The 21,971-nt window shown below is 68.8% G+C and carries 19 protein-coding genes and 1 pseudogene; 16 read left to right on the plus strand and 4 right to left on the minus strand.

What is annotated here, in order from left to right; genetic code table 11:
- The first annotated feature begins 15 nt into the window (after positions 1 to 15).
- From RS883_RS08565 to RS883_RS08615, 11 genes are read left to right on the plus strand one after another with little or no spacing between them, the layout of a single operon-like run.
- Positions 16 to 1,278 (plus strand): glycosyltransferase family 1 protein, encoded by a 1,263-nt coding sequence (locus RS883_RS08565; protein WP_315759791.1) that lies wholly within the window; start codon positions 16 to 18, stop codon positions 1,276 to 1,278.
- Positions 1,278 to 2,378, plus strand: coding sequence for a hypothetical protein (locus RS883_RS08570; protein WP_315759792.1), 1,101 nt, complete (start codon positions 1,278 to 1,280; stop codon positions 2,376 to 2,378). The genes RS883_RS08565 and RS883_RS08570 overlap by 1 nt, the downstream gene beginning before the upstream one ends.
- Positions 2,375 to 3,169: an ABC transporter permease gene (locus RS883_RS08575; protein ID WP_315759793.1), complete on the plus strand. Its 795-nt coding sequence runs from the start codon at positions 2,375 to 2,377 to the stop codon at positions 3,167 to 3,169. The genes RS883_RS08570 and RS883_RS08575 overlap by 4 nt, the downstream gene beginning before the upstream one ends.
- On the plus strand, positions 3,166 to 4,548 hold the full coding sequence (locus RS883_RS08580) for an ATP-binding cassette domain-containing protein (RefSeq protein ID WP_315759794.1): 1,383 nt from the start codon (positions 3,166 to 3,168) through the stop codon (positions 4,546 to 4,548). Before RS883_RS08575 ends, RS883_RS08580 begins: the two co-directional genes overlap by 4 nt.
- A complete protein-coding gene (locus RS883_RS08585; protein ID WP_315759795.1) occupies positions 4,545 to 5,837 on the plus strand; it encodes a glycosyltransferase family 1 protein in 1,293 nt (430 codons plus the stop codon). The genes RS883_RS08580 and RS883_RS08585 overlap by 4 nt, the downstream gene beginning before the upstream one ends.
- On the plus strand, positions 5,837 to 6,997 hold the full coding sequence (locus RS883_RS08590) for a polysaccharide biosynthesis/export family protein (protein ID WP_315759796.1): 1,161 nt from the start codon (positions 5,837 to 5,839) through the stop codon (positions 6,995 to 6,997). The genes RS883_RS08585 and RS883_RS08590 overlap by 1 nt, the downstream gene beginning before the upstream one ends.
- 10 nt (positions 6,998 to 7,007) lie before the next feature.
- Positions 7,008 to 8,174: a glycosyltransferase family 1 protein gene (locus tag RS883_RS08595; protein ID WP_315759797.1), complete on the plus strand. Its 1,167-nt coding sequence runs from the start codon at positions 7,008 to 7,010 to the stop codon at positions 8,172 to 8,174.
- A 22-nt stretch (positions 8,175 to 8,196) separates the two neighbouring features.
- Positions 8,197 to 9,324, plus strand: coding sequence for a CDP-alcohol phosphatidyltransferase family protein (locus tag RS883_RS08600; protein WP_315759798.1), 1,128 nt, complete (start codon positions 8,197 to 8,199; stop codon positions 9,322 to 9,324).
- On the plus strand, positions 9,315 to 10,217 hold the full coding sequence (locus tag RS883_RS08605) for a CDP-alcohol phosphatidyltransferase family protein (RefSeq protein ID WP_315759799.1): 903 nt from the start codon (positions 9,315 to 9,317) through the stop codon (positions 10,215 to 10,217). Before RS883_RS08600 ends, RS883_RS08605 begins: the two co-directional genes overlap by 10 nt.
- Positions 10,214 to 11,305 (plus strand): inositol-3-phosphate synthase, encoded by a 1,092-nt coding sequence (locus RS883_RS08610; RefSeq protein ID WP_315759800.1) that lies wholly within the window; start codon positions 10,214 to 10,216, stop codon positions 11,303 to 11,305. Before RS883_RS08605 ends, RS883_RS08610 begins: the two co-directional genes overlap by 4 nt.
- Position 11,306: 1 nt before the next feature.
- The gene (locus RS883_RS08615) at positions 11,307 to 12,134 is read left to right on the plus strand and encodes an NTP transferase domain-containing protein (RefSeq protein ID WP_315759801.1); all 828 of its coding nucleotides are present in this window, start codon (positions 11,307 to 11,309) and stop codon (positions 12,132 to 12,134) included.
- Here the strand turns inward: RS883_RS08615 and RS883_RS08620 are convergent.
- Positions 12,118 to 12,597: pseudogene (locus RS883_RS08620) on the minus strand (TetR/AcrR family transcriptional regulator); the annotation flags it as partial. The gene RS883_RS08615 and the pseudogene RS883_RS08620 overlap by 17 nt on opposite strands.
- A gap of 79 nt (positions 12,598 to 12,676) precedes the next feature.
- Here RS883_RS08620 and RS883_RS08625 point away from each other — a divergent pair.
- Positions 12,677 to 13,483, plus strand: coding sequence for an alpha/beta fold hydrolase (locus RS883_RS08625; protein WP_315759802.1), 807 nt, complete (start codon positions 12,677 to 12,679; stop codon positions 13,481 to 13,483).
- 24 nt (positions 13,484 to 13,507) lie between these two features.
- Positions 13,508 to 14,428, plus strand: coding sequence for an alpha/beta hydrolase (locus tag RS883_RS08630; RefSeq protein ID WP_315759803.1), 921 nt, complete (start codon positions 13,508 to 13,510; stop codon positions 14,426 to 14,428).
- Between the two features lie 77 nt (positions 14,429 to 14,505).
- Here RS883_RS08630 and RS883_RS08635 read toward each other — a convergent pair whose 3' ends face one another.
- Both RS883_RS08635 and RS883_RS08640 read right to left on the minus strand, forming a co-directional pair.
- Entirely contained in the window at positions 14,506 to 16,650 is a 2,145-nt protein-coding gene (locus RS883_RS08635; protein ID WP_315759804.1) for a M3 family metallopeptidase, read from the minus strand.
- Between the two features lie 105 nt (positions 16,651 to 16,755).
- Positions 16,756 to 17,517, minus strand: a complete 762-nt coding sequence (locus tag RS883_RS08640) for an alpha/beta hydrolase (protein ID WP_315759805.1) — start codon at positions 17,515 to 17,517, stop codon at positions 16,756 to 16,758.
- 219 nt (positions 17,518 to 17,736) lie between these two features.
- Here RS883_RS08640 and RS883_RS08645 point away from each other — a divergent pair, with 219 nt between their 5' ends.
- The 3 genes from RS883_RS08645 to fucP all read left to right on the plus strand — a co-directional run bounded on the left by RS883_RS08645 (position 17,737) and on the right by fucP (position 20,938).
- Entirely contained in the window at positions 17,737 to 18,528 is a 792-nt protein-coding gene (locus RS883_RS08645) for an IclR family transcriptional regulator (RefSeq protein WP_315759806.1), read from the plus strand.
- 103 nt (positions 18,529 to 18,631) lie between these two features.
- On the plus strand, positions 18,632 to 19,609 hold the full coding sequence (locus RS883_RS08650; protein WP_315759807.1) for a zinc-binding alcohol dehydrogenase family protein: 978 nt from the start codon (positions 18,632 to 18,634) through the stop codon (positions 19,607 to 19,609).
- Positions 19,610 to 19,651: 42 nt separating this feature from the next.
- Positions 19,652 to 20,938 (plus strand): L-fucose:H+ symporter permease, encoded by a 1,287-nt coding sequence (gene fucP / locus RS883_RS08655; RefSeq protein WP_315759808.1) that lies wholly within the window; start codon positions 19,652 to 19,654, stop codon positions 20,936 to 20,938.
- Here fucP and RS883_RS08660 read toward each other — a convergent pair.
- Positions 20,935 to 21,939, minus strand: coding sequence for an aldo/keto reductase (locus RS883_RS08660; protein WP_315759809.1), 1,005 nt, complete (start codon positions 21,937 to 21,939; stop codon positions 20,935 to 20,937). The two genes, fucP and RS883_RS08660, sit on opposite strands and share 4 nt — an antisense overlap.
- Between the last annotated feature and the right edge of the window lie 32 nt (positions 21,940 to 21,971).

Genomic DNA, 21,971 nt, shown 5'->3' on the forward strand with positions numbered 1-21,971 from the left:
TCCGTCTGCCCGAGGATGGATCAGCAATCCCGCCGAACTCTGGGCGCGGGGCGCGGGGCGAGCCCCGTCCTCCTCGACGTCACCCGCCTGATCTCGCTTCGCTGGACCGCAAGGCCCGCGAACGGGATCGACCGCGTGTGCCTAGAATATCTCCGCTATTTCGAGGGTCGCGCATTGGCGGTCGTCCAGCATCGCGGGCTGATCCGCGTGCTCGACCGCGCCGCCTCTCGCCGGCTGTTCGCCGAACTCGATTGCGAGCAGGCCATTGGGGCTCGGGCGCGGCTGGCGATGCGTCTGGCCGGCGCGCTCGCCAGCGCGCATCAGCCGGAGCCGGGCAGCCTCTACCTCAACGTCAGCCACACCGACTTCGACCTCGCCGTCCACCACGACTGGACCAAGCGGCATGGCCTTCGCCCCGTCTATCTGATCCACGACCTCATCCCGATCCTCCATCCTGAATATTGCCGCCCGCACGCGGTCGCGCGTCATGCCGGCCGCGTGGAGGGCGCGCTTGGCCGGGGTGCAGGCATCATCGTCGGCAGCGCCGCGGTCGCCGCTGACCTGCGAGCGCATGCCGCCAAATCTTCGCTCGACTGTCCGCCGGTCGCCGTGGCGCCGCTGGCCGGCGCTCGGCTGCCGGTCGCCGCGCGCTTCCCGTCGGTGCCCGCTCCCTATTTCCTGTGTGTGGGCACGATCGAGCGCCGCAAGAATCACGCGCTGCTGCTCGACGTCTGGGACCGGCTGATCGCGAGCGGCATGCCGCAGCCGCCCCGCCTAATCATCGTCGGTCGCTGGGGCAGCGGGAGCGCAGAGGTGCGCTCGGCGCTGGAGGCCTCGCGCATGGCCGGCGGGCGCATCGAGATCATCGAGGATTGTGACGACGCCGCGCTCGCCGCGCTGATGCAGGGTGCGCGGGCGGTGCTGATGCCGTCGATGGCGGAGGGGTTCGGCCTGCCGATGGCAGAGGCGCTGACGCTGCGCGTCCCGGTGATCGCCAGTGACCTGCCATGCTTTCGCGAAGTGGGGCAGGGGATCCCCGCACTGCTCGACCCGCACGACATCGATGCCTGGACCGACCGGATCGCGGCGTTCGACGACGCGACGGCGCTGCGCCAGCGCCGGATCGATGCCCTGCGCGGCTATTGCCCGCCGAGCTGGGACGAGCATTTCGAGCGGATCGATCCGTGGTTGGCGACGCTGGGCGACGCCCGCGTTCCCGTCGCCGCGCCGCGCGGCCCGGCCACCGGACGCGCGCTTCGCCTGGGGATGCAGCCCTAGTGCGATTGCTTGCCAACCGGCCGTCGCCGCTGTTCATCACCTGCGTGATCGTCCCGACGATCGCGGCGATGCTGTATTTCGGGTTGTTCGCCAGCGACATCTACGTGTCCGAGGCGCGGTTCGTCGTGCGCAGCCCCAGCAAGGCGGCGGTCACCTCTCTGGGCCAGGTGCTGGGCGGCGCGGGGCTGGGCGGGGGCGCGACCGAAGAGAGCAATGCCGTCGTCGAGTATCTCGAATCGCGCGCGGCGCTGACCGATGCCGACAAGGACAAGCTGCTGACCCGCGCCTATAGCGCGGGCACCGTGTCGCGCTTCGATCGGTTCGGCGGGCTGCTGCCGGCCAATCTCGAGCGGTTCTTCGACTATTATCTCGGCAAGGTAGAGGTCGAGCCCGACACGACGACACAGGTGCTGCACCTGTCGGTGAGCGCCTTTGCGCCGAACGATGCCCGCGCGATCAACGAGCGGCTGCTCGAACAGTCGGAGGCGCTGGTCAACCGCCTGTCGACGCGCGCGCGAAGCGACGCGGTCGACGCGGCGCAGGACGATGCGCGGGCGGCGCAGACCCGGGCACGGGACGCGGCCGTCCGCCTTGCGGCCTATCGCAACCGCGCCGGGATCATCGATCCGGAGAAGGAAGCCGAGGCGCGCCTGCAGGGCATCTCGAAGCTGGAGGACGAACTCGCCAGCGCCCGCACGCAGCTCCAGCAGATGGAATCCTTCACGCCGGAGGCGAGCCAGATCCCCTATCTCCGCACGCAGGTCGCAAGCCTTCAGCGAGAGATCGCGCGGCGGCGGTTGGGCGTGGCGGGCGGGCGCAACTCGCTGTCGGCGGCGGCGGCGCGCTATCAGGTGCTGCTGCTCGACAGCGAACTCGCCGCCAAGAACCTCGCCGCGACGCTCGTGTCGCTCCAGGACGCGCATGCCGAGGCGCGGCGCAAGCGGGCGTATGTGGAGCGGATCGCGCCGCCCAGCCTGCCCGACTATCCGATCCGTCCGCGGCGGCTTGGCGGCATCGTCGCGGTGTTCGTGCTCGGCCTGCTCGCCTGGGGCATCCTCACCGTGCTGCTCGCCGGCGTTCGCGAGCATCGCGAGGGATGAGCACCGCCGCACATGGCTTTCGCGCCAGCCTGGGCGTTCAGGGGCGCGTCCTCCACGCATTGCTGCTGCGTGAGATGCTGACGCGCTATGGCCGGCACAATATCGGCTTCCTCTGGCTGTTCGTCGAACCGATGCTGTTCACGCTCGGCGTCGCGGCGCTGTGGACCGCGGCGAAGGCCTATCATGGCAGCGACCTGCCGATCGTGGCGTTCGCGCTGACCGGCTATTCGAGCGTGCTCCTGTGGCGCAACATGCCGGGGCGCTGCATCGGTGCGCTGTGGAGCAACCTGTCGCTACTCTACCACCGCAACATCCGCGTCCTCGACATCTATGTCGCACGCGTCCTGCTTGAATTCGGCGGCGCGACCATGTCGTTCGCGGGGCTCAGCATCCTGTTCATCACGCTCGGCTGGATCGATCCGCCGCGCAACATTCTGGAGGTCGTCGGCGGCTGGCTGCTGATCGCCTGGTTCGGCGCCGCGCTCGCCATCACCCTGGGCGCGCTCAGTCACCAGAGCGAGCTGGTCGACAAGCTGTGGCACCCGGCATCGTATCTGATCTTCCCGCTGTCGGGGGCGGCGTTCCTGGTCGATGCGCTGCCGACCGCTGCGCAGGAATATGTCCTCTACATCCCGATGGTTCACGGGACGGAGATCGTTCGCGAGGGCTTTTTCGGCACCCGCGTCCACGCCCATTACGACCTGGCCTACGTCATCCCGTTCTGCCTGGCGCTGACGTTCGTCGCGCTGTTCACCGTGCAGCATACCGCGCGGCGGGTGGTGCCCGAATGATCCGGCTGAGCGACGTTCGGAAAGTCTATCGCACGCGGTCGGGCGACAATGTCGTGCTCGACGGCGTGGGGTTCGAGCTGGCGATGGGTGAGCGGCTGGGCGTGCTCGGCCGCAACGGCGCGGGCAAGTCCACGATGGTCCGTCTCATCAGCGGCGCCGAGCGGCCGAGCGCGGGCCGGGTCGAGCGGCACATGTCGGTTTCCTGGCCGCTCGCCTTTGGCGGCGCGTTCCAGCCGACGCTGTCCGGCATCGACAATATCCGCTTCATCAGCCGCATCTATGCCCAGGATTTCGAGCGCAACCTCGCCTTCGTCGCCGACTTCTCGGAGCTGGGTACCTACCTGCGCGAACCGGTGCGCAGCTACTCCTCGGGCATGCGGGCGCGGCTCGCCTTCGCCATCTCGATGATCATCGAATTCGACTGCTTCCTGATCGACGAGATCGGCGCAGTGGGCGACGCGCGCTTCCACGACCGCTGCAACCACGAGCTGTTCGGCAAGCGCGGCGACCGGGCGATGGTGCTGATCTCGCACGATCCGGGCTATCTGCGCGACCATTGCAACCGGTTCGCGCTGCTCCATGGCGGGCGCCTCGCGCTGTTCGACGACTTCGACGAGGCGTATGATCGGTTCCGAGAGGCGATCGGCCTCGCCGGCGCGCCGGTGATCGACCGCGCCGCCGCCCCTGACCGTGCCGCGCTGATCGAGGTGGCGCAGCACCGCGCGCTCGGCGACGAGCGGTTCCGGATGCTGGTACGCGAAGGCGACTGGCGACGCGACGCGGGCGACTGGGGCGCGGCGGAAGAGCGCTACAGCGCAGCGCTGGCGCTCCACCCCTATCAGCGATCCTATTGGGTCCAGCTCGGCCATGTCGCCAAGGAAGGTGGCCACTTCGCCCGCGCGGAAATCGCTTATCGCACCGCCTGCGCGATGGGCGAGCCCGCCGCCGACGTCGCCGAGCATCTCGCCTTCGTCGTGGCGCAGGGCGGCGGGGATCCGGCGAACTGGCCGATCCACCCGTTCGAAAAGGACGCCACGCACCTTCAGGTACCGGGCCGCCCGGACGTGGAGGCGATGGCGCGGCTGCTCTGGGCCGGCACCGCGCCGACCGAAGCCGAGATGCTGTCGCTGCTCCGCCGCCACGCCACCTGCGACGCCCTGGTCGCCGCGCTGGTCGAGGATCGCCGCTTCGCCAGCGGCGCAATCGATCGGGACGCGCATGGCGAGGTGATCCGTGTCCTCGCGCTGGGCCACCTAGCCCCGAACGATGCCGAGGTTGTGCTGGCAGAGATGGCGAACAGCGGGTCCGCCTGGCCGATCGCCGCGGATACGGGCGCCTTCCGCGACTGGCCGCTGACGCAAAGGGCGCTATTCGGATGAAGCACGTCCTGATCGACGGCTACAATCTCGGGCTGGAGAAGGGCACCGGGGTCGCCACCTATGCCCGCAACCTCAGCCGCGAGGTGGGTGCACTCGGCCATCGCACGTCGGTACTCTATGGCGACCGCCTGCCATCGCCCCGCCAGCCGCTGCTGCGCGAGATCGCCTTCTTCGATGCCGAGGCGCAGCCGCGCCGCAACCGTCTTCGCGACGCGGTCGGCATCCTCTCGCCCGCAGCCTCGCGCGCCGAGGCGATCCCGCTCAGCGGTCAGGTCGTCACGCGGCAGTTCGCCGCGCGCCTGCCGCATCACGACACGCTCTACAGCGCGCCCGACTTCTACCGCCGCGCGCACGGGCGCTTTCAGGCATGGGAAAAGAGCACCGCCGTGCAGGTCCCGAGCCGACCCGATCTCGCGCACTGGACCTATCCACTGCCGGTCCGGGTGCCGGGTGCGGCGAACCTCTACACGCTGCACGACCTGGTGCCGCTCCGGCTCCCCTACACCACGCTGGACAACAAGCGGCGGTATCTGGCGCTGATCCGAATGCTGGCGCGGACCGCCGACCATCTCGTCACCGTGTCCGAATGCTCGCGACGCGACATCATCGAACTGGCCGGCGTCGCACCGGATCGCGTCACCAACACCTATCAGTCGGTCGACATTCCCCAGCGACTGCTCGACCTTTCCGAGGATCAGGTCGCGCGCGAGGTCGAGGGGGCGCTGGGCGCGCCGTACAAGGACTATTTCCTGTTCTGGGGATCAATCGAACCCAAGAAGAATGTTGGCCGCATCGTCGAGGCGTACCTCGCGAGCGGCGTCACCACGCCGCTGGTCGTCGTCGGCGCGCGTGCCTGGCGGGCCGAGGCGGAGCTTCGGCTGCTCGACGCGTTCGGCGCGGGCAAGCCGATCCGCGGCGACGTCCGCCGCGGCCGGATCATCCAGCTGCCCTATGCGCCCTTCGGCCTGCTCGTCAGCCTGATCCGCGGTGCCAAGGCGGCTTTGTTCCCCTCGCTCTACGAAGGGTTCGGCCTGCCGGTGCTGGAGGCGATGCTGCTCGGCACGCCGGTGCTGTGCTCGAACACCTCGTCCCTGCCGGAGGTGGCAGGCGAGGCGGCGCTGTCGGTCGATCCCTACGACACCGCCGCGATCGCCGCCGGGCTCCGCGCGCTCGACGCCGACGCCGGTCTTCGCGCCGACCTATCGACCCGCGGCCTTGCCCAGGCCGCGACCTTCTCCCCCGAACGCTATCGCGCGCGCCTGGACGCGCTCTACCGGAGGTTCCTGTGATGTCGCCGACTTCGCCGCGCCGGGGCGCCGCGCTCCTGGCCTGCCTGCTCGCCGGATGCACGACGATGAGCGCGTCAGGCCCCTCGTCAAAGGCGATCGTCCGCGCGAGCGCGCCCACCGACGCGCAGGGCATCAGCATCGTCGCGCTCGACGAAGCCGCTGCGCAGCGATCCGCTTCCTATGCCCGTTCGCAGCTTTTCGCCGACGTGTTCGGGGCGACGGCGGCGAGCGGCACGGTGATCGGCACCGGCGACGTGCTCGACATCGCGATCTGGGAAGCGCCCCCCGCGGTGCTGTTCGGCGCGACCCCGCCGGGCGCGGCGATCGGCGGCGCACTCGCGCAAAGCGCGGGCATCCCGCAGCAGGTGGTGGGCGAGGACGGCACCGTCTCGGTTCCGTTCGTCGGAACGCTGGCGGTACGCGACCGCACGCCGCAGGAGGTCGGGCGGATGATCGTCCAGCGGCTCACCGGCCGCGCGCACAGTCCACAGGCGATCGTGCGGCTCGCTCAGAACGATAGTCGCGCCGTCACCGTGATGGGCGAAGTCGGCGCGACCCGCCGCGTCCCCCTGACCCCGCGCGGCGAGCGGGTGCTCGACGCCGTGGCCGCCGCGGGCGGATCGCGCCAGCCGATCGCCAAGACGACGGTTCAGCTCACCCGCGGCGACCGCACCGCTGCGATGCCGCTGGACGTCGTGATGCGCGATCCGGCGCAGAACATCGTGCTTCGCCCGGGCGACATCGTCACCGCCGTATTCCAGCCCTACAGCTTCGTCGCGCTGGGCGCCGTCGGTCAGAATGCCGAGGTGCCGTTCGAGGGCGGCGGCATCACCCTCGCGCAGGCGCTCGGTCGCATCGGTGGGCTGCGCGACGATCGCGCCGATGTGCGCGGCGTGTTCGTCTTCCGCCTGGAGCAGCCCGACGCGCTCGATCCCGCCATCGCAACGGGCGCGCGGCGAACGGCGGCGGGGCTGATCCCGGTCGTCTATCGCCTGGACCTGGGGCAGGGGGCGGCGTTCTTCACCGCGCAGGATTTCGGCATCCGCGACCGCGACGTCATCTATGTGTCGAACGCGCCGATCGCCGACCTGCAGAAGTTCCTGAACATCGTCTCGAGCGCCGCCTTCTCGGTCACCGGCATCAACAACGCGGTGCGCTGACGGGCGCGCCGTGCCAACCGTCTGCATCGATTGCCGCTACATCGGTCCGCGGCCGAGCGGCATTGCCGAGGTTGTGCGCGGACTGATCGACCATCTGCCCGCGCTCGCCCCCGACCTCCACTTCCGGCTGCTGCGCCATCCCGCGCATCCCGGCGCGTTGAGCCGGGCGCCCAACGTCAGCGAACAGGTGGTGGCGGCGGCCGCCAATGGGCCGGCGACGATGTGGTGGCTGCCGCGCGCCGCCGACCTGAGCGGCGTCGACCTGTTCCACGCCACCTTCAACACGATGCCGGCCGGACTGGGGATGCCGTGCGTTGTGACCGTCCACGACATCATGCGCCTGACCCACCCGGCCTGGTGCCGCCCCGGCGTTCGCGGCGGAGTGGAGCGCGCCTTCTACGGCCACGGGCTCAGGCGCGCGATCCGGTCGGCCGACGCGATCGCGGCGGTCAGCGCTGCCACGGCAGCAGCGATCGCGAGCTACCATTCTCCGGCGGCAGCGCGCACTGCCGTGACGCTGTCGGGCGTGTCCGACCGCTTCAGACCGCAGCCGCCAGAGCCCGAGCGGATCGCGACGCTAGGCCTGTCGCCCTGGCGTCCCTTCGTCCTGACCGTGGGACAGCATGCGCCCTACAAGAACCAGGGCGCGGCACTCCGCGCCTTCGCACTCGCCTTCGCCGACGATCCGGGGATCGATCTCGTCCTCGTCCAGCGTCAGGGCGCAGGCACCCGGCCACTCGAGCGGCTGGCGCGATCGCTCGGCATCCGCGACCGGGTGCGGTTCCTGCCGACCGTCGACGCGGACGATCTCGTCGCGCTCTACGGCGCGGCCAGGGTGCTGCTGCACCCCTCCTTTGCGGAGGGCTTCGGCAATCCGGTGGCGGAGGCGATGGCATGCGGTTGCCCCGTCGTCACCAGCACGACCTCCGCGATGCCCGAAGTCGCGGGCGGCGCGGCGCTGCTCGCCGACCCACACGACCCCGCCGCGATCGCGCGCCAGTTGCTCGCGGCGGTGCGCGATCCCGTCCAGGCGGCGGCGATGCGAGAGGCGGGCCTCGTCCGCGCTCGCGCGCTCCGGTGGCGCGACTTCGCCGCCGCAAACCTCGCGATCTACCGCCGCGTGCTTTCGTCACATCATCGTCAAGGGATCGCGCCGGCCGCTCCGTCAATGTCCTGACCCAGCCAGCGGGACGATCGCCGTGCCAAAGATCTTCATCATCTTCTCCAGCGCCGCCACGGCGGAAACCCGCGTCGCGGGCGTGCCCGCCGCCGCGCGCGCCGCGCAGGCGATCGAGGCGCTGAGGGCGAGCGGCGACGTCGACGGATGCGCCATCATCGCCGCATCCGGCTGGTCTCCGAGTGCCGAAGTCGTCGCGGAGTGCGCGCGGCTCGCGCCGCGACTGCCGGTGACCTTCACGGGATCGGCGCGAGGCGAGGACGTGGTGCGAATCCGCGGCGAGCGCTTCGTCGCCGCCGCCGCGCGCCATGCGGGCGATCCGCGCCGCGACACGATCCTGCCCGCGCTCCTGTCGGCGATGATGAACCCGAGCGCCTCTCCGGTCGACGACGCCGCAGGGCTCGCCGACCTGCGCCGCGCGGGCCGCACGATCCTGACGATGACAGGGAAGGCCGGCGACGGGATCGTCTCACGCTACTTCAATCGCCCGATCTCTCGCGCGATCAGCAGCGTGCTGCTCATGGTGCCCGGCCTCACCCCAACGCACGCCAGCATCGGCACCGCCGTGCTCGCGATCGCGATGACGTTGGCGCTGGTCCTGGGCGACGGCACCGGCCTCATCATCGGGGCGATCCTGTTCCAGGCGGCCTCGATCTTCGACGGCGTCGATGGCGAGATGGCACGCGCGACCGCCCGCACGTCGGAGGAGGGCGCGACACTCGACAGCGTGATCGACGCCTTCACCAATCTGGGCTTTCTGGTGGGCGTCACCTTCAACGTCGGACTGGCCGGCGACCTGTCGGGTGCGCTTGCCGGCGCGATCGCGCTGGTGACGGTCGCGTCGGGCCTGTGGATGATGAGCGTGCGCGTCAGCGCGAGCGGCGAGCCGCTTAATTTTGACATCGTGAAGAAACATTTGCGTAAGAACGGTGACTCCCACATCGTGGTCGAATGGCTGATCCACCTGACCATGCGCGACTTCTTCGCGGCGGCGAGCGCGATGATGATCGTGGCGGGTCTGACGCATCAGCTGCTCATCATGTTCGCGGCGGCGGCGCTCGGCTGGTTCGCGGTGACCGCGGCCACGCTCCACTTGGCCAGCCGACGCCGATCAGCGCCGCCGCTGCTCGAGATTTCGGAATGCAGCTAGCGGCCGGCGGCACGCTTTCCGGCGTCCGCGGCGACGGATCGCGCGATCCCCGGATCGAGGATGTCTCCAATCTCTACCTGATCCATCCGCTCGCGCGTGCGCTGCTGCCGACGGCGCTGCGCCTCGGGATCTCGGCCAATGCGGTGTCGCTGATCGGGCTGGCGCTGGGCGCGGTCGCGGCGGCCAGCTATGCCGAGTGGGGGAGTAGTGCGATGGCGCTGCTCGGCCTCGTCTTCTCGATCGGCTGGATGGTTGCCGACGGGTTGGACGGCATGGTCGCCCGCGCGACCGGCACCGCCAGCGCCACCGGCCGCTTCCTCGACGGACTGTGCGACCACGGCGTCTTCATCCTCATCTATGTCACGCTTGCCGCTTCGATCGGCAGCGCTCAGGCCTGGGCGCTCGCAATCGTCGCCGGCGTCTGCCACGCGGTCCAGTCGAGCCTTTATGAAGGGGAGCGTGCGCGCTTTCACCGGCGCGCCAAGGGACTCGCCCAGCCGGCGCTGCCCGTCCTGACGGGCAATCCACTGGTGCGCGCCTATGATCGCGTGGCGACTGGCGTCGACCGCTTTGCGCTGCCCTTCGAGCGGCGGATGGCGAGCGATGCCGATCCGGTCGGCTTCGGCCGCGACTATGCCCGCCGGGCCGCGCCGGTGCTCCGCTGGATGACGCCGCTCAGCGCCAATTGCCGCGTCGCCGCGATCTTCGTCGCCTGCCTGGCGGGCGATCCGGCGCTGTTCTGGCTGTTCGAGATCGTCATCCTCTCTCCGCTCGCCGTCATCACGCTCGCCGCCCATCGCCGGGTCGAGCGGCGCTTCGCGGCGCTTGCCACCATCCGTCCGTCCCCCGCGCCGTTCGCGGCGGCGGCCAACAAGGAACCAGAATACCGATGAACGCCATCAGGATCGCCGTCGTCGGCGTCGGCAACTGTGCAAGCTCGCTTGTCCAGGGCCTCGAATATTACCGCGCCGGCAGCAACAATGCCGTCGGGCTGATGCATCACGAGGTCGGCGGGTATCGCCCGTTCGACATCAAAGTCGTCGCCGCCTGGGACGTCGATGCGCGGAAGGTCGGCCGCGACGTGGCCGAGGCGATCTTTGCCAAGCCCAATTGCACGCTCGCCTTCGCACCCAACGTGCCCGCGACGGGGACGATGGTGCGCATGGGCCCCGTCCTGGACGGCGTGGCCGACCATATGGCCGAGCATGGCGAGGACCGCACCTTCGTCGTCGCCAACGACCCCGAGCCCAGCCGGGAAGACGTCGTCGCGGCCCTTCGCGAGGCGGGGGTCGAGGTGATGCTCAACTACCTGCCCGTCGGCAGCCAGAAGGCGACCGAATTCTATGCCGAATGCGCGCTGGAAGCCGGCGTCGCCTTCGTCAACAACATCCCGGTTTTCATCGCGTCGGACCCGGTCTGGGCCAAAAGGTTCGAGGATGCCGGCGTGCCGATCATCGGCGACGACATCAAGGCACAGCTCGGCGCGACGATCGTCCACCGCGTGCTCACCGACCTTTTCGCCAAGCGCGGCGTCAAGCTCGAGCGAACCTATCAGCTCAACACGGGCGGCAACACCGACTTTCTCAACATGTCGAACCACCGCCGACTGGCGTCGAAGAAGATCAGCAAGACCGAAGCGGTCCAGTCGGTCGCCGCCGAGCGCCTGTCGGACGAGAACGTCCATATCGGCCCGTCGGATTACGTGCCGTGGCAGAACGACAACAAGGTCTGCTTCCTCCGCATGGAAGGCTCGATGTTCGGCGGCGTGCCGATGAACCTGGAACTGCGCCTCTCGGTCGAGGATTCGCCTAATTCGGCGGGCGTCGCGATCGACATGATCCGCTGCGCCAAGATCGCGCTCGACCGCGGCCTTTCCGGCGTCATCGACCCGGCCAGCGCCTATTTCTGCAAGCATCCGCGCGAGCAGATGACCGACGATCTGGCCAAGGCCGCGGTCGAGCGGTTCATCGAGGCAGCCTGAGGTGATCCGCACCGCGGTGATCCTGGCCGCAGGGGAGGGGAGCCGCCTTCGTCCGGCGGCGCGCTCCAAGCCACTTTGCCCCGTCGCCGGCCGTCCGCTGATCGACCACGCGCTCGCGGGGCTCGCCACGGCGGGGTTCGAGCGTGCGATCGTCGTGCTCGGCTATCGCGGGGACGAGGTGGCGCAGCATCTCGCCGCACGGCCACAGCCGCTGGCGGTCGAGATCGCGTGGTCCGACTCGTGCTTGCCGAACGGCGCGTCGGTTCTGGCGGCGGCGCCGCTGCTCGGCGAGGACGACGCGGTCCTGACGATGTGCGACCATCTGGTCGATCCGGCGCTCTATCGGCGCGTCGCGGATTGTGGGGCCGGGCGCGGCCTGGTGCTCGCGATCGACCGCAGGATCGGGCATCCGTGGATCGATCCGCTCGACGTCACGCGTGTCGAGACGTGCGGCGACCGCATCGTCGCGATCGGCAAGGAACTGGTGCCGTACGACGCCTATGACACCGGCGTGTTCGCGATCGGCGGAAAGCTGGTCGCCGCGCTGCGGTCGGACCGCCCGCTCAGCCTGAGCGAGGGTGTCCGCGTACTCGCCGATCGCGGGGAAGCGGGCGTGATCGACGTCAGCGATCTCGACTGGATCGATGTCGACGATCCGCGCGCGCTCGACCTGGCCGAAGCGGCGTGGCGAGCCCGCGTCAGGCCGGCGCCGGCGATCCGTCTGGGTGGGCCCACAACCGCGCCAGCACGCGCCGGAAGCGATCGAGCTGTGCTGCCGATCGCTCGGTCTTCATCCGCAACAGCGTACCGTGCCACGCCGCCAGGATAAACGCCGCGTCGTCGGCGGCGGTCGCGTCGTCGGGCGCGATCAGGCGCAACACCGCCTCGAACCGTTCGGTATGCGCCGCGAGTAGCCGGCACAGGCACTCGCGGATCAGGTCGCTGTGCATCGGCGCCTCGGCGGTCAGGTCGACGATCAGGCAACCCTGTTCCCAGCGGCCGGCCTCGACCAGGACATGGATGCGATCGAAATAGCGGGACAGGCGGTCGCGCGGCGCCAGCGCCTCGTTCCCCAGCGTTTCGTGCATGATCTCGTCGAGTGCCTCGGCATAACGCTCGAGCACCAGCACGCCGAACGCGTCCTTCGACCGGAAATGGTTGGTGAACGACCCCTGCGGCACCCCCGCGCTGGCGGCGATCTCTCGGACCCCGGTGGCGCCAAACCCGCGGCGGTGGACGATGGTGACGCCCGCATTCAGCAGGGCTTCGCGTTGATCTTCGGACATCGTCATCACTTAATACAACCGTATTGAACCCGCAAGATTGATGGCGTAGGAGCGTCTTCAGGCCGGCAGGAGCGATCGATCGATGATGAGCCGACGTGCGGTCGTGCAAGCGTTGGTCATCGCGGCGACCGTCGCCGGTCCCGCGATCGCCCAGGCCAGGAGGGACTCCGACGTGCCAGCATTCTTCGTCCACGGCGTGCCCGCGACGCATCATCTCTGGTCGCCGGTCATCGATCGGCTGAAGCGCAAGGACGTGATCGCGATCGACCTGCCCGGCTTTGGCATGCCCGTGCCGGCCGGGTTCGATGCGACCAAGGAAGCCTATGTCGCGTGGCTGATCGACCGGATCGAGGCGGTGGGGACTCCTGTCGACCTCGTCGCACACGATTGGGGATGCACGCTGGCACTCCGTGCCGCCTCGCTACGACCCGATCTCGTGCGGACCTGGGCGGCAGGCGGCGGCGCGATCGACGCCAGCTACGAGTGGCACGCGCTTGCCAGGGTCTGGCAGACGCCGGGGGCAGGGGAGGCGTTCTTCGCGGATCTCGACCGCGAGGCGATCCTGACGCGCTGGCAGGCGGAGGGGATGTCGGCCGAGCTCGCCGGCGCGATGGTGGCGCGGATCGACGCCACGATGGGCGAGTGCATCCTGCGCCTCTATCGCTCGGCGATCGAGGTCGGCCGCGAGTGGCAACCCGATCTTGCCAAGGTCAATGCGCCAGGCCTCGTCCTCCACGGCGCCGATGATCAGGCCGTCCCGATCGCCTTTGCCGAGCAGTTGCAGGCCGACACGCGGGCGCGCAAGCTGATCCGCCTCGACTGCGGGCACTGGTTCCCGGTCCTTCGTCCCGACGCGGTCGCGGCGGCGCTCGAGGCGCATTGGGCGGCCTAAAACACGCTGGAAAGGCGCTGAACCATGAAGCGAGTGACCTTCAAGAACCGCTCGGTCGACATCGTCGGCAACCTCCACCTTCCGGCCGGCTTCGACGAAGGCCGCCCCTATCCCACGCTCCTCCTGTCGACGCCGGGAAGCAGCGTGAAGGAACAGATCGGCGGCATCTATGCCAGCAGGCTGGCCGAACGCGGCTTCGTTGCGCTGACCTTCGACCCGTCGTTCCAGGGGGAGAGCGGCGGCGAGCCTCGCGATCTCGAAGACCCCGCCGTCCGGATCGAGGATATCCGCTGCGCCGTCGACTTCCTGATGACGCAGCCGTTCGTCGATGAGGAACGGCTCGGCATGCTCGGCCTGTGCGCCGGCGGTGGCTATGCGATCCATGCCGCGCTGACCGAGTATCGCTTCAAGGCGGTGGGCACGGTTGTCGCCAACGACCTCGGCGCGGCGTTCCGCGGCGCGCAGCCGCATGCGGAGCTCCTCGACAAGATCAGGGAGATCGGCCGCCAGCGCACGGCCGAAGCGCGCGGCGCCGCGCATCGGCGCGACCCCTGGATCCCCGACGGCATGAGCGAGGCCAAGGCGGCCGGCATCACCGATCCCGCGGTGCTGGAGGCGGTCGAGTTCTACCGCGAGAGCGAGTATCGCCACCCCAACTCGACCAACCGGCTGCTCTTCTCGAGCTGGGCACGCATCCTCAGCTTCGACGCCTTCGGCCTCGTCCCCGACCTGCTGATCCAGCCGCTACAGGTCGTGGTCGGCGGCCGGCGCGGCAGCACCGGGCAATATGAGGCGGGCGAACGCCTGTTCGAGCGCTCGCCCGCCACCGAGAAGGACTTCTTCGTCGTCGAGGGCGCGGGCCATTACGACCTCTACTACAAGCCCGAATATGTCGACCCGGCGGTCGAACGGCTCGCCGCCTTCTACCGACGCCACCTCGGCTGAAGGCGGCGTCGGCCAGGCTGAACGCTGCTTAGCGATCCCAACCCGGGTGCGGACCGACGATCGCCCGCCGGTCCTGGTCAGTTCGCCGGGAAGCCCCGCTTGCGCAGCAGCTCCGTCACGTCCGGATCGCGCCCACGGAACGCGCGGTACGCCTCCGCCCGATCCGTCTCGTTCCCGGTGGACAAGAGCGTGGTGCGGAAGCGATCCGCCGTCGCCTTGTCGAACGGGTTCCCGGTTTGCTCGAACGCGGCCCAGGTGTCGGCATCCATCGTTTCGGACCAGAGATACGAATAGTATCCAGCCGAATACGCGTCCGAGGAGAACAGGTGATTGAACTGCGGCAGGCGGTGCCGCATCACGATCTCCTTCGGCATGCCCAGGCGCGCCAGCGTCTCACGCTCGAACTTGTCGGGATCGATCACCCCGGTCGGCTCGGTGTGGAGCGCCATGTCGACCAGCGCGGACGACAGATATTCGACCGTCGCAAAGCCCTGGTTGAACTTCGACGACGCCTCGATCTTGTCGAGCAGCGCCTTGGGCATCGGTTCGCCGGTCTTGTAGTGCTTGGCGAAACGCGAAAGCACCTGCGGCGTCAGCAGCCAGTTCTCGTTGACCTGGCTCGGATACTCCACGAAGTCGCGCGGCGTTCCGCCCAGGCTCGGATAATAGACGTCCGACAGGAAGTAATGGATGGCGTGGCCAAATTCGTGGAACAGCGTCTCGGCATCGTCCAGGCTGATGAGCACGGGCTCGCCCGGTGCCGGCTTGACGAAGTTGTTGTTGTTCGAGCCGAGCACGATCCGGTCCTTGGTCAGCCCGGCGCGGCTGCGATACGTCGTCGCCCAGGCACCCGATCGCTTGCCCGTGCGGGCATAATCGTCGCGGTAGAAGACGCCGACCTGGCGCCCGTCCTTGCGATCGGTGACGCTATAGACGCGGATGTCCGGGTGCCACGTCGGCACGGTCCCCGTGACCTCCTTGAAGTCGAGCCCGTAGAGCTCGCCCGCGGCCCAGTAAGAAGCGGCGATGATATTATCGAGCTCGAAGTAAGGCTTCACCTCTTCCTGGCTCAGATTGTAGCGCTGCCGCCGGACCTTTTCCTGATAGTAGCGATAGTCCCAGGGCTCGATGGTGAGGGACGATCCGGCAATCGCCTGCTGGTCGCGAACCTCCTCCTTCACGCGGGCGACGGCGGCGGGCCAGACGCGCATCATCAGGTCCTGCGCTTTGGCCGGGGTTTTGGCCATCGTGTCCTGCATCCGCCACTCGGCGTGGCTGGCGAAGCCGAGCAGCTTGGCCCGGTCCGCCCGCAGCTTCAGGATCTCGGCGATCGTCGCGTTGGTGTCGTTCGCGTCGCCATTGTCGCCGCGATTGACGAATGCCCGCCACAGCTTCTCGCGAAGCGCACGATTGTCGCCATAGGTGAGGATCGGGTCGACCGCCGAGCGCGTGTTGACGATTGCGTAGCTGCCGGCGGGCAGGTTCCGGCTCTTGGCCGCGGCGGCGGCCGCTGCCTTGACGTCTGCGGGGACGCCGGCAAGCTCCGCTTCGGTCGCGGTGATGAACGTGCTCTCGTCGGCCAGCACCTTTTCGCTGAACACCGCGAACTTGCCGGCAAGCTGGGAATTATAGGTGGCGAGCTGCTGCTTCTGCTCGGGCGTCAGATTGGCGCCGCGACGCACATAACCCTCGTACAGCCGCGTCACGACGCGCTGCTGCTTGGCGTCCAGCCCGCTGCTGGTCCGCTTGTCGTAAACGGCCTTGATGCGGGCGAACAGGCGCGGGTCCAGCGTGATCGCGTCGGACGCAGCCGACAGCTTCGGCGACCATTCGCGCGACAGCGCCTGATAGGTCGGCGTCGCCATGTTGCTGGTCATGACGCTGAAGACGCTCAGCACGCGGCCCAGCCGGCGACCGGAGCGCTCCAGCGGCTCGACGGTGTTGGCGAAGGTTGGCTGGGCGGGGTTGTCACGGATCGCCGCGATCTCCCGGCGCTGCTCGTCGATGCCGAACTGGATCGCCGCCGGGAACAGCTCGGGCTTCACCTGATCGAACGGCGGCAGGCCGTCATAGGCGCCTTGCCAGTCGGCCAGCAGGACGTTGTCGGGGGTCACCGAATTCACGCCCGAGTTGCCGTTCGTTGCCGCCGCCGGCGGCTGCTGCGCAACGGCGGTACCCGCAAGAGCGATTGCCGAGGTGTACGCAAAAAACACAATTTTCATCGATCCTCCAGTCTGCCGCACCCACGTAATTGCCCCACTGGCGAGCGCAACCCGTCGAGTGTGCGTCCGTGGAGCTGGGCGTCCGGCGATCGCCGCTACCGGCGACTACGTCCGGGCGTCGGCGCGATTACACGCTTCCAGGATCAGCCGGCTGATCGCGGCCGGCTGAGAGATCATCGACACATGGCTGGCCGCCAGCTCAATCGTTGTGGCCTTCATCCGCTTGGCCATGAAGCGCTGGAGATCCGGATCGATCGTGCGATCGTTCGCCGGAATCGCGTAGAAGCTCGGCTTCGTGCGCCAGGCGGCTTGCGTGGTTCGGCCCGTCAAGAGCGACCGGTGAAACGGCTGCTGCACGGCGAACAGCGCCCGCGCCTCGTCACGAGGCAGGTCGCCGGCGAAATCGCGCAGGAAGGCCTCCTCGGACAGCTGGCCTTGATCGCCGTCGAAGATGATGCCCGACGCGGCAGGCGATTTCGGAAATCGAGCGGCGAGCGCCGGATAGTCCTCGCCTGCGTCCGGCGCGCGAGCGGCCACGTAGACGAGCGCAGCGACTTTCGGATCAACGCCGACCTCCGACACGATCGTCCCGGCGAAGGAGTGGCCGACGAGCACCGTGGGCCCTGCTTGCCGGATCAGAACCCGGCGAGTTGCCTCGATCGACTCCGGCAGGGTCGTCAGCGGGTTCTGGACGGAGACGACGTTGAGCCCGGCCTTTTGCAGCAGCGGGATCACCCCCGACCAACATGACCCATCGGCGTAGAGGCCGTGCACCAGAACGACGTTGCGCACAGAACCGATCAGCGTTCCGGCGCGGGCGCCTGTCGGTGCGATCGCAAAGGCTCCACCCGCGAGCGTGATCCCCATGAACCGTCGACGCGCTAACCCACTCTGGTAGAAGTGCATCGCTGATTTTCCTGCGGTTCGAGTTCAGCCATCCGTGTTGCGTACGGCGCGGTGGGCATCTGGCCCATGCCTATTCCCGGAAAACTGACGGCGCGACCTGAGCATCGCTTTCCTCTGGCGCGAGGTTGAGGTTCGCGCGAATCAGCGTAACCGATTGCCGGGCACAAGAAGGGGGCGGGCATGACATCCGAACGCAAGCGGCGGTACGCGGCGCCCGCGCTCGATAAGGCGTTCATGATTATCGAGCTGCTGGCGACCGCGCCCGGCGGCCTGCTCGCCAGCGAGATGGCGGCGGCGCTCGGCCAGTCCCTCGGCGGGCTGTTCCGGATCATCGTGGTGATGGAGGCGGCGGGCTATCTTCAGAAGTCGCCGATCACCGATCGCTATACCGTCACCTACAAGTTCCTCGACATCGCCTATCGCGCCACGCCGGCGCGCGAGCTGGTGCTGGCCACGCAGCCGGAGATGCAGCGGCTGGCGCTCGCCACCGGCCAATCCTGTCACCTGGTCGTGCCGAGCGGGGGCGAGGGACTGGTGATCGCGCGCGAGGAGAATCCCGGCGTGCGCGGTTTCGCGGTGCGCGTCGGTTCGTCGATCGACCTCACTCGAAGCTGCTCGGGCGGCGTGATCCTCGCCTTTTCGGCCCCACAGGCGGCCGACCGCATGCTCGACCGCGCAGAGGCGCTCGCCGCGTCACCGATCGGCCGCCAGGCGCTGGTCGAGCGCATGGAGACGATCCGCCGCGACGGCTTTCATGTCCGCCAGAGCCCGATCACCCGCGGCGTTACCGACATCAGCGCGCCGATCATCGGCTTCGGCGACACGTTCCTCGCGGCGCTGACGATCCCTTATCTCGAACTGATCGACGGCTCGCAGCTCGTCTCCATCGACGAGGCGCGCGTGTTGCTCATCGCCGCTGCTCGACGCATCTCCGCCACGCTGGGCGACCTCAACGATCACTTGCACGGATGAGAGCCGGGTTTTAGGTTTGCCGCCGTTCCAAGATCGCCTGTCCGGGTGATCCATGCCCAAGGCGTCTTTCATGTTAGCAGTCGAATGCACCCGGCCCTTGTCGTTGACGTTGATCGAACGTCCGGCGCCGGTCCGCGCCGCTGACGAGGTGCTCGTCCGCATCCGCCGCGTCGGTCTTTGCGGCACCGACTATCACATCTACGCCGGCAACCAGCCGTTCCTGAGCTATCCCCGGATCATGGGCCACGAACTCGCCGCGGAAGTCGTCGACGCGCCCGATGGGTCGAGCCTTCGCCCCGGCCAGGTCGTCACCATCAATCCCTATCTTGCCTGCGGAACGTGCATCGCCTGTCGGCGGGGCAAGCCGAACTGCTGCACGCGGATCACCGTGCTGGGCGTCCATGTCGATGGCGGCATGCAGGAGCTGATCGCCGTGCCCGAGCGCGCGATCGTACCCGTCGACGGGCTGACGCTGGACCAGGCGGCGATGGTCGAGTTCCTGGCGATCGGCGCTCATGCCGTCGCGCGCGCGCGGCTCAGCCCCGGCGACCGGGTGCTCGTCGTCGGCGCCGGGCCGATCGGCGTCGCGACCGCGATGTTCGCGCGCCAGGACGGCGCCGCGGTCACGCTGATCGACACCCGCGCGGCGCGCCTGGCCTACGCGCGCGACCGCCTCGGCATCGCCGGCACCGTCGCCGTCGACGACGACCTCGCGGCGGCACTCGCTGCGCGCACCGATGGCGAGATGTTCGACGCCGTGTTCGATGCGACCGGCAACATCCACGCGATGCGCGGCGGCCTTGCCTATGTCGCGCATGGCGGCACCTATGTGCTGGTCAGCGTGGTGCCGGGCGATCTCGTCTTCGCCGATCCCGAGTTTCACAAGCGCGAGACGACGTTGCTCGCCAGCCGCAACGCGCTGTCGACCGATTTTGACCGGGTGATCGCCGCGCTCAAGGACGGCACGATCCCCAGCGACGCAATCCGCACCCAGGCGCTGTCAGCGGTCGACGTCCCCGCGCGGGTGCCGGAATTGATCGCACAGGCGGATCACGTGCTGAAAGCGATCATCACCTTCTAGACGCCAACAGGCGCGAGGTTCCGACGAGAGAGGATAGAGCGGATGGCGACCCACGGCATGCTCAACGACGATCCGGTCGAAGCGGATCGCCACCGCGCGCCGTTCGATCGGCGGCTCCTGCCGGCGCTCGTCATCACCGTCTCGCTGTTCTTCCTCTGGGGCATGGCGAACAACCTCAACGACATCCTGATCGCGCAGTTCAAGAAGGCGTTCGCGCTTTCGGACTTCGGCACCAGCTTCGTCCAGCAGGTCTTCTATCTCGGCTATTTCGTGTTCGCACTGCCCGCCGCGGCGGTGCTCGGCCGGTTCGGGTACAAGGCGGGGATCGTCCTCGGCCTGGTCCTGTACGGCATCGGCGCGATCCTTTTCTATCCGGCGGCGCTGATCGGCACCTATCAGCTGTTCCTGTTCGCGCTGTTCGTGATCGCAGCGGGCCTCGCGTTTCTGGAGACCTCCGCCAATCCGCTGATGACCGAGCTCGGCGACCCGGCGACCGCGGCGCGCCGGCTGAACTGGGCACAGGCGGCCAATCCGTTCGGCGCGATCACCGGCATCCTGATCGGCCGCAACTTCATCCTGTCCGGCATCGAGCATGACGAGCAGGCGCTCCAGACCATGGATGCGGCTCAGAAAGCGGCCTTCTACCAATCGGAGGTGCAGGCGGTCGCCGCGCCCTATCTGGTGATCGCCGCGCTGGTGCTCGCCTTCGCGCTCGCCGCTGCCTTCTCGCGCTTCCCGCGCGCGCGGCAGGTCGCGGGAGCCGAGCGATCCGCACCGCTGGGGGAGGTGCTCGGCGACAAGCGGCTGCTCGGCGCCGTCTTCGCGCAGTTCTGCTATGTCGGCGCACAGGTGGGACTGTGGAGCTACACGATCCGCTACGCTGGCGGGGCGCTGGGCCTGTCCGAGCGAGCGGGCGCCGATATGCTGTTCACCTCGCTGGTGCTGTTCGCGATCGGGCGGTTCGTCGGATCCACGCTGATGGGCTGGATGGCGCCGGCACGCGTGTTGAGTGCGTTCGCGGCGGCGGCCGCGCTGCTGACCGCGGTGGCGGCGACGGTGGGCGGGTCGATCGGCCTCTACGCGCTGGTCGCGACGAGCTTCTTCATGTCGATCCAGTTCCCAACGATCTTTGCGCTCGGCGTCGAGCGGCTGGAGCAGGGGCGGGGCACCGGCTCGTCGCTCATCATCATGGCGATCATCGGCGGTGCGGTGTTCACCGGTCTGATCGGCTGGGCATCCGATCGCGTCGGAATCGCCGCCGCGATGCTGATCCCGGCGGCCTGCTTCGTCGTGGTGCTCGCCTTCGCCTGGCGGGTGGCACGACGTTAATCGAGCGCGTCGATCGCCGCCCAGAAGCCGGGCGGAATCGGCAGCCGGCAGCCCTCGATCGCGGCCTCCACCTGTCGTGGATCGCGCAGGCCCAGCAGCGTCTGCGTGACAGCAGGCGAGGTTCGGACGAAGCGGTGGGCAGCGACCGCCAGCGGAACGCCATGCGCCGCGCAGATCGCCTCGATCGCGGCGACCCGGCCCCTGATCTCTGGCGCGGCCTCGTCGTAGTCGAAGCGCGCCGGGCCGGCGCCGCTCGTGCCCGTCGCCAGGATGCCCGAGTTGAACACGCCTGCCGCCAGGATGCCGATGCCCGCCGCGGAGCATCGCTCGAAGAATGCCGCACCCTCGCGTTCGAGCAGCGTATAGCGCCCGGCGATCAGGAACAGATTCGGGTCGAACCGTTCGATCGCCGCCTCACAGACCGCCAGTTCGTTGACGCCCAGGCCGACGCCCCCGACCACGCCCTGATCGCGGAGCGCCGCAAGCGCGCGAAAGCCGCCATCGACCGCATCGCGCCAGTGCCGCTCATGCTCGCTCCGGTGCGTCGCCCGACCAATGTCGTGCATTAGAAGGAAGTCGATCCGGTCGACGCCGAGCCGCTCCAGGCTCGCCTCGAACGACCGCATCACCCCGTCATAGCCATAGTCGAAGACGGGCCTGAACGGCCGGGCGTCGCGAAAGCCATGGGCCGTGCCGCCGCCCTCGTCGGGCACGAGCAGCCGGCCGACCTTGGTCGAAAGCAGGTACGCGTCGCGCGGGCGGGAGGACAATGCGAGCCCCAGCCGATGCTCGCTGAGGCCGAAGCCATAGAAGGGGGCGGTGTCGAACAGGCGCACCCCGCCGTCCCACGCCGCGGCAACCGTCTCGAGCGCCTGTTCCTCGCTCATCGGCTCATAGAGGTTGCCGAGCGAGGAGGCGCCAAAGCCAAACGGCCCGCTGTCGCGAAGCCGCTGGAGCAGCGCACCGCGGCGTGCCGCGGGATCGGCGGGAACCGGGATCATCGTCATCTCTCCAGTCTCACCGCCCTTCACCA

Source organism: Sphingomonas sp. Y38-1Y, assembly GCF_032391395.1.
GTDB lineage: Bacteria > Pseudomonadota > Alphaproteobacteria > Sphingomonadales > Sphingomonadaceae > Sphingomonas.

Excerpts from the sequence above, each read along its gene's own strand:
- RS883_RS08605 (WP_315759799.1), top strand. The coding sequence starts at position 9,315 with ATGCAGCTAGCGGCCGGCGGCACGCTTTCCGGCGTCCGCGGCGACGGA.
- RS883_RS08635 (WP_315759804.1), bottom strand. The coding sequence starts at position 16,650 with ATGAAAATTGTGTTTTTTGCGTACACCTCGGCAATCGCTCTTGCGGGT.
- RS883_RS08585 (WP_315759795.1), top strand. The coding sequence starts at position 4,545 with ATGAAGCACGTCCTGATCGACGGCTACAATCTCGGGCTGGAGAAGGGC.
- RS883_RS08565 (WP_315759791.1), top strand. The coding sequence starts at position 16 with ATGGATCAGCAATCCCGCCGAACTCTGGGCGCGGGGCGCGGGGCGAGC.
- RS883_RS08580 (WP_315759794.1), top strand. The coding sequence starts at position 3,166 with ATGATCCGGCTGAGCGACGTTCGGAAAGTCTATCGCACGCGGTCGGGC.
- RS883_RS08660 (WP_315759809.1), bottom strand. The coding sequence starts at position 21,939 with ATGATCCCGGTTCCCGCCGATCCCGCGGCACGCCGCGGTGCGCTGCTC.
- RS883_RS08625 (WP_315759802.1), top strand. The coding sequence starts at position 12,677 with ATGAGCCGACGTGCGGTCGTGCAAGCGTTGGTCATCGCGGCGACCGTC.
- RS883_RS08590 (WP_315759796.1), top strand. The coding sequence starts at position 5,837 with ATGTCGCCGACTTCGCCGCGCCGGGGCGCCGCGCTCCTGGCCTGCCTG.
- RS883_RS08645 (WP_315759806.1), top strand. The coding sequence starts at position 17,737 with ATGACATCCGAACGCAAGCGGCGGTACGCGGCGCCCGCGCTCGATAAG.
- fucP (WP_315759808.1), top strand. The coding sequence starts at position 19,652 with ATGGCGACCCACGGCATGCTCAACGACGATCCGGTCGAAGCGGATCGC.
- RS883_RS08630 (WP_315759803.1), top strand. The coding sequence starts at position 13,508 with ATGAAGCGAGTGACCTTCAAGAACCGCTCGGTCGACATCGTCGGCAAC.
- RS883_RS08640 (WP_315759805.1), bottom strand. The coding sequence starts at position 17,517 with ATGGGGATCACGCTCGCGGGTGGAGCCTTTGCGATCGCACCGACAGGC.
- RS883_RS08575 (WP_315759793.1), top strand. The coding sequence starts at position 2,375 with ATGAGCACCGCCGCACATGGCTTTCGCGCCAGCCTGGGCGTTCAGGGG.
- RS883_RS08610 (WP_315759800.1), top strand. The coding sequence starts at position 10,214 with ATGAACGCCATCAGGATCGCCGTCGTCGGCGTCGGCAACTGTGCAAGC.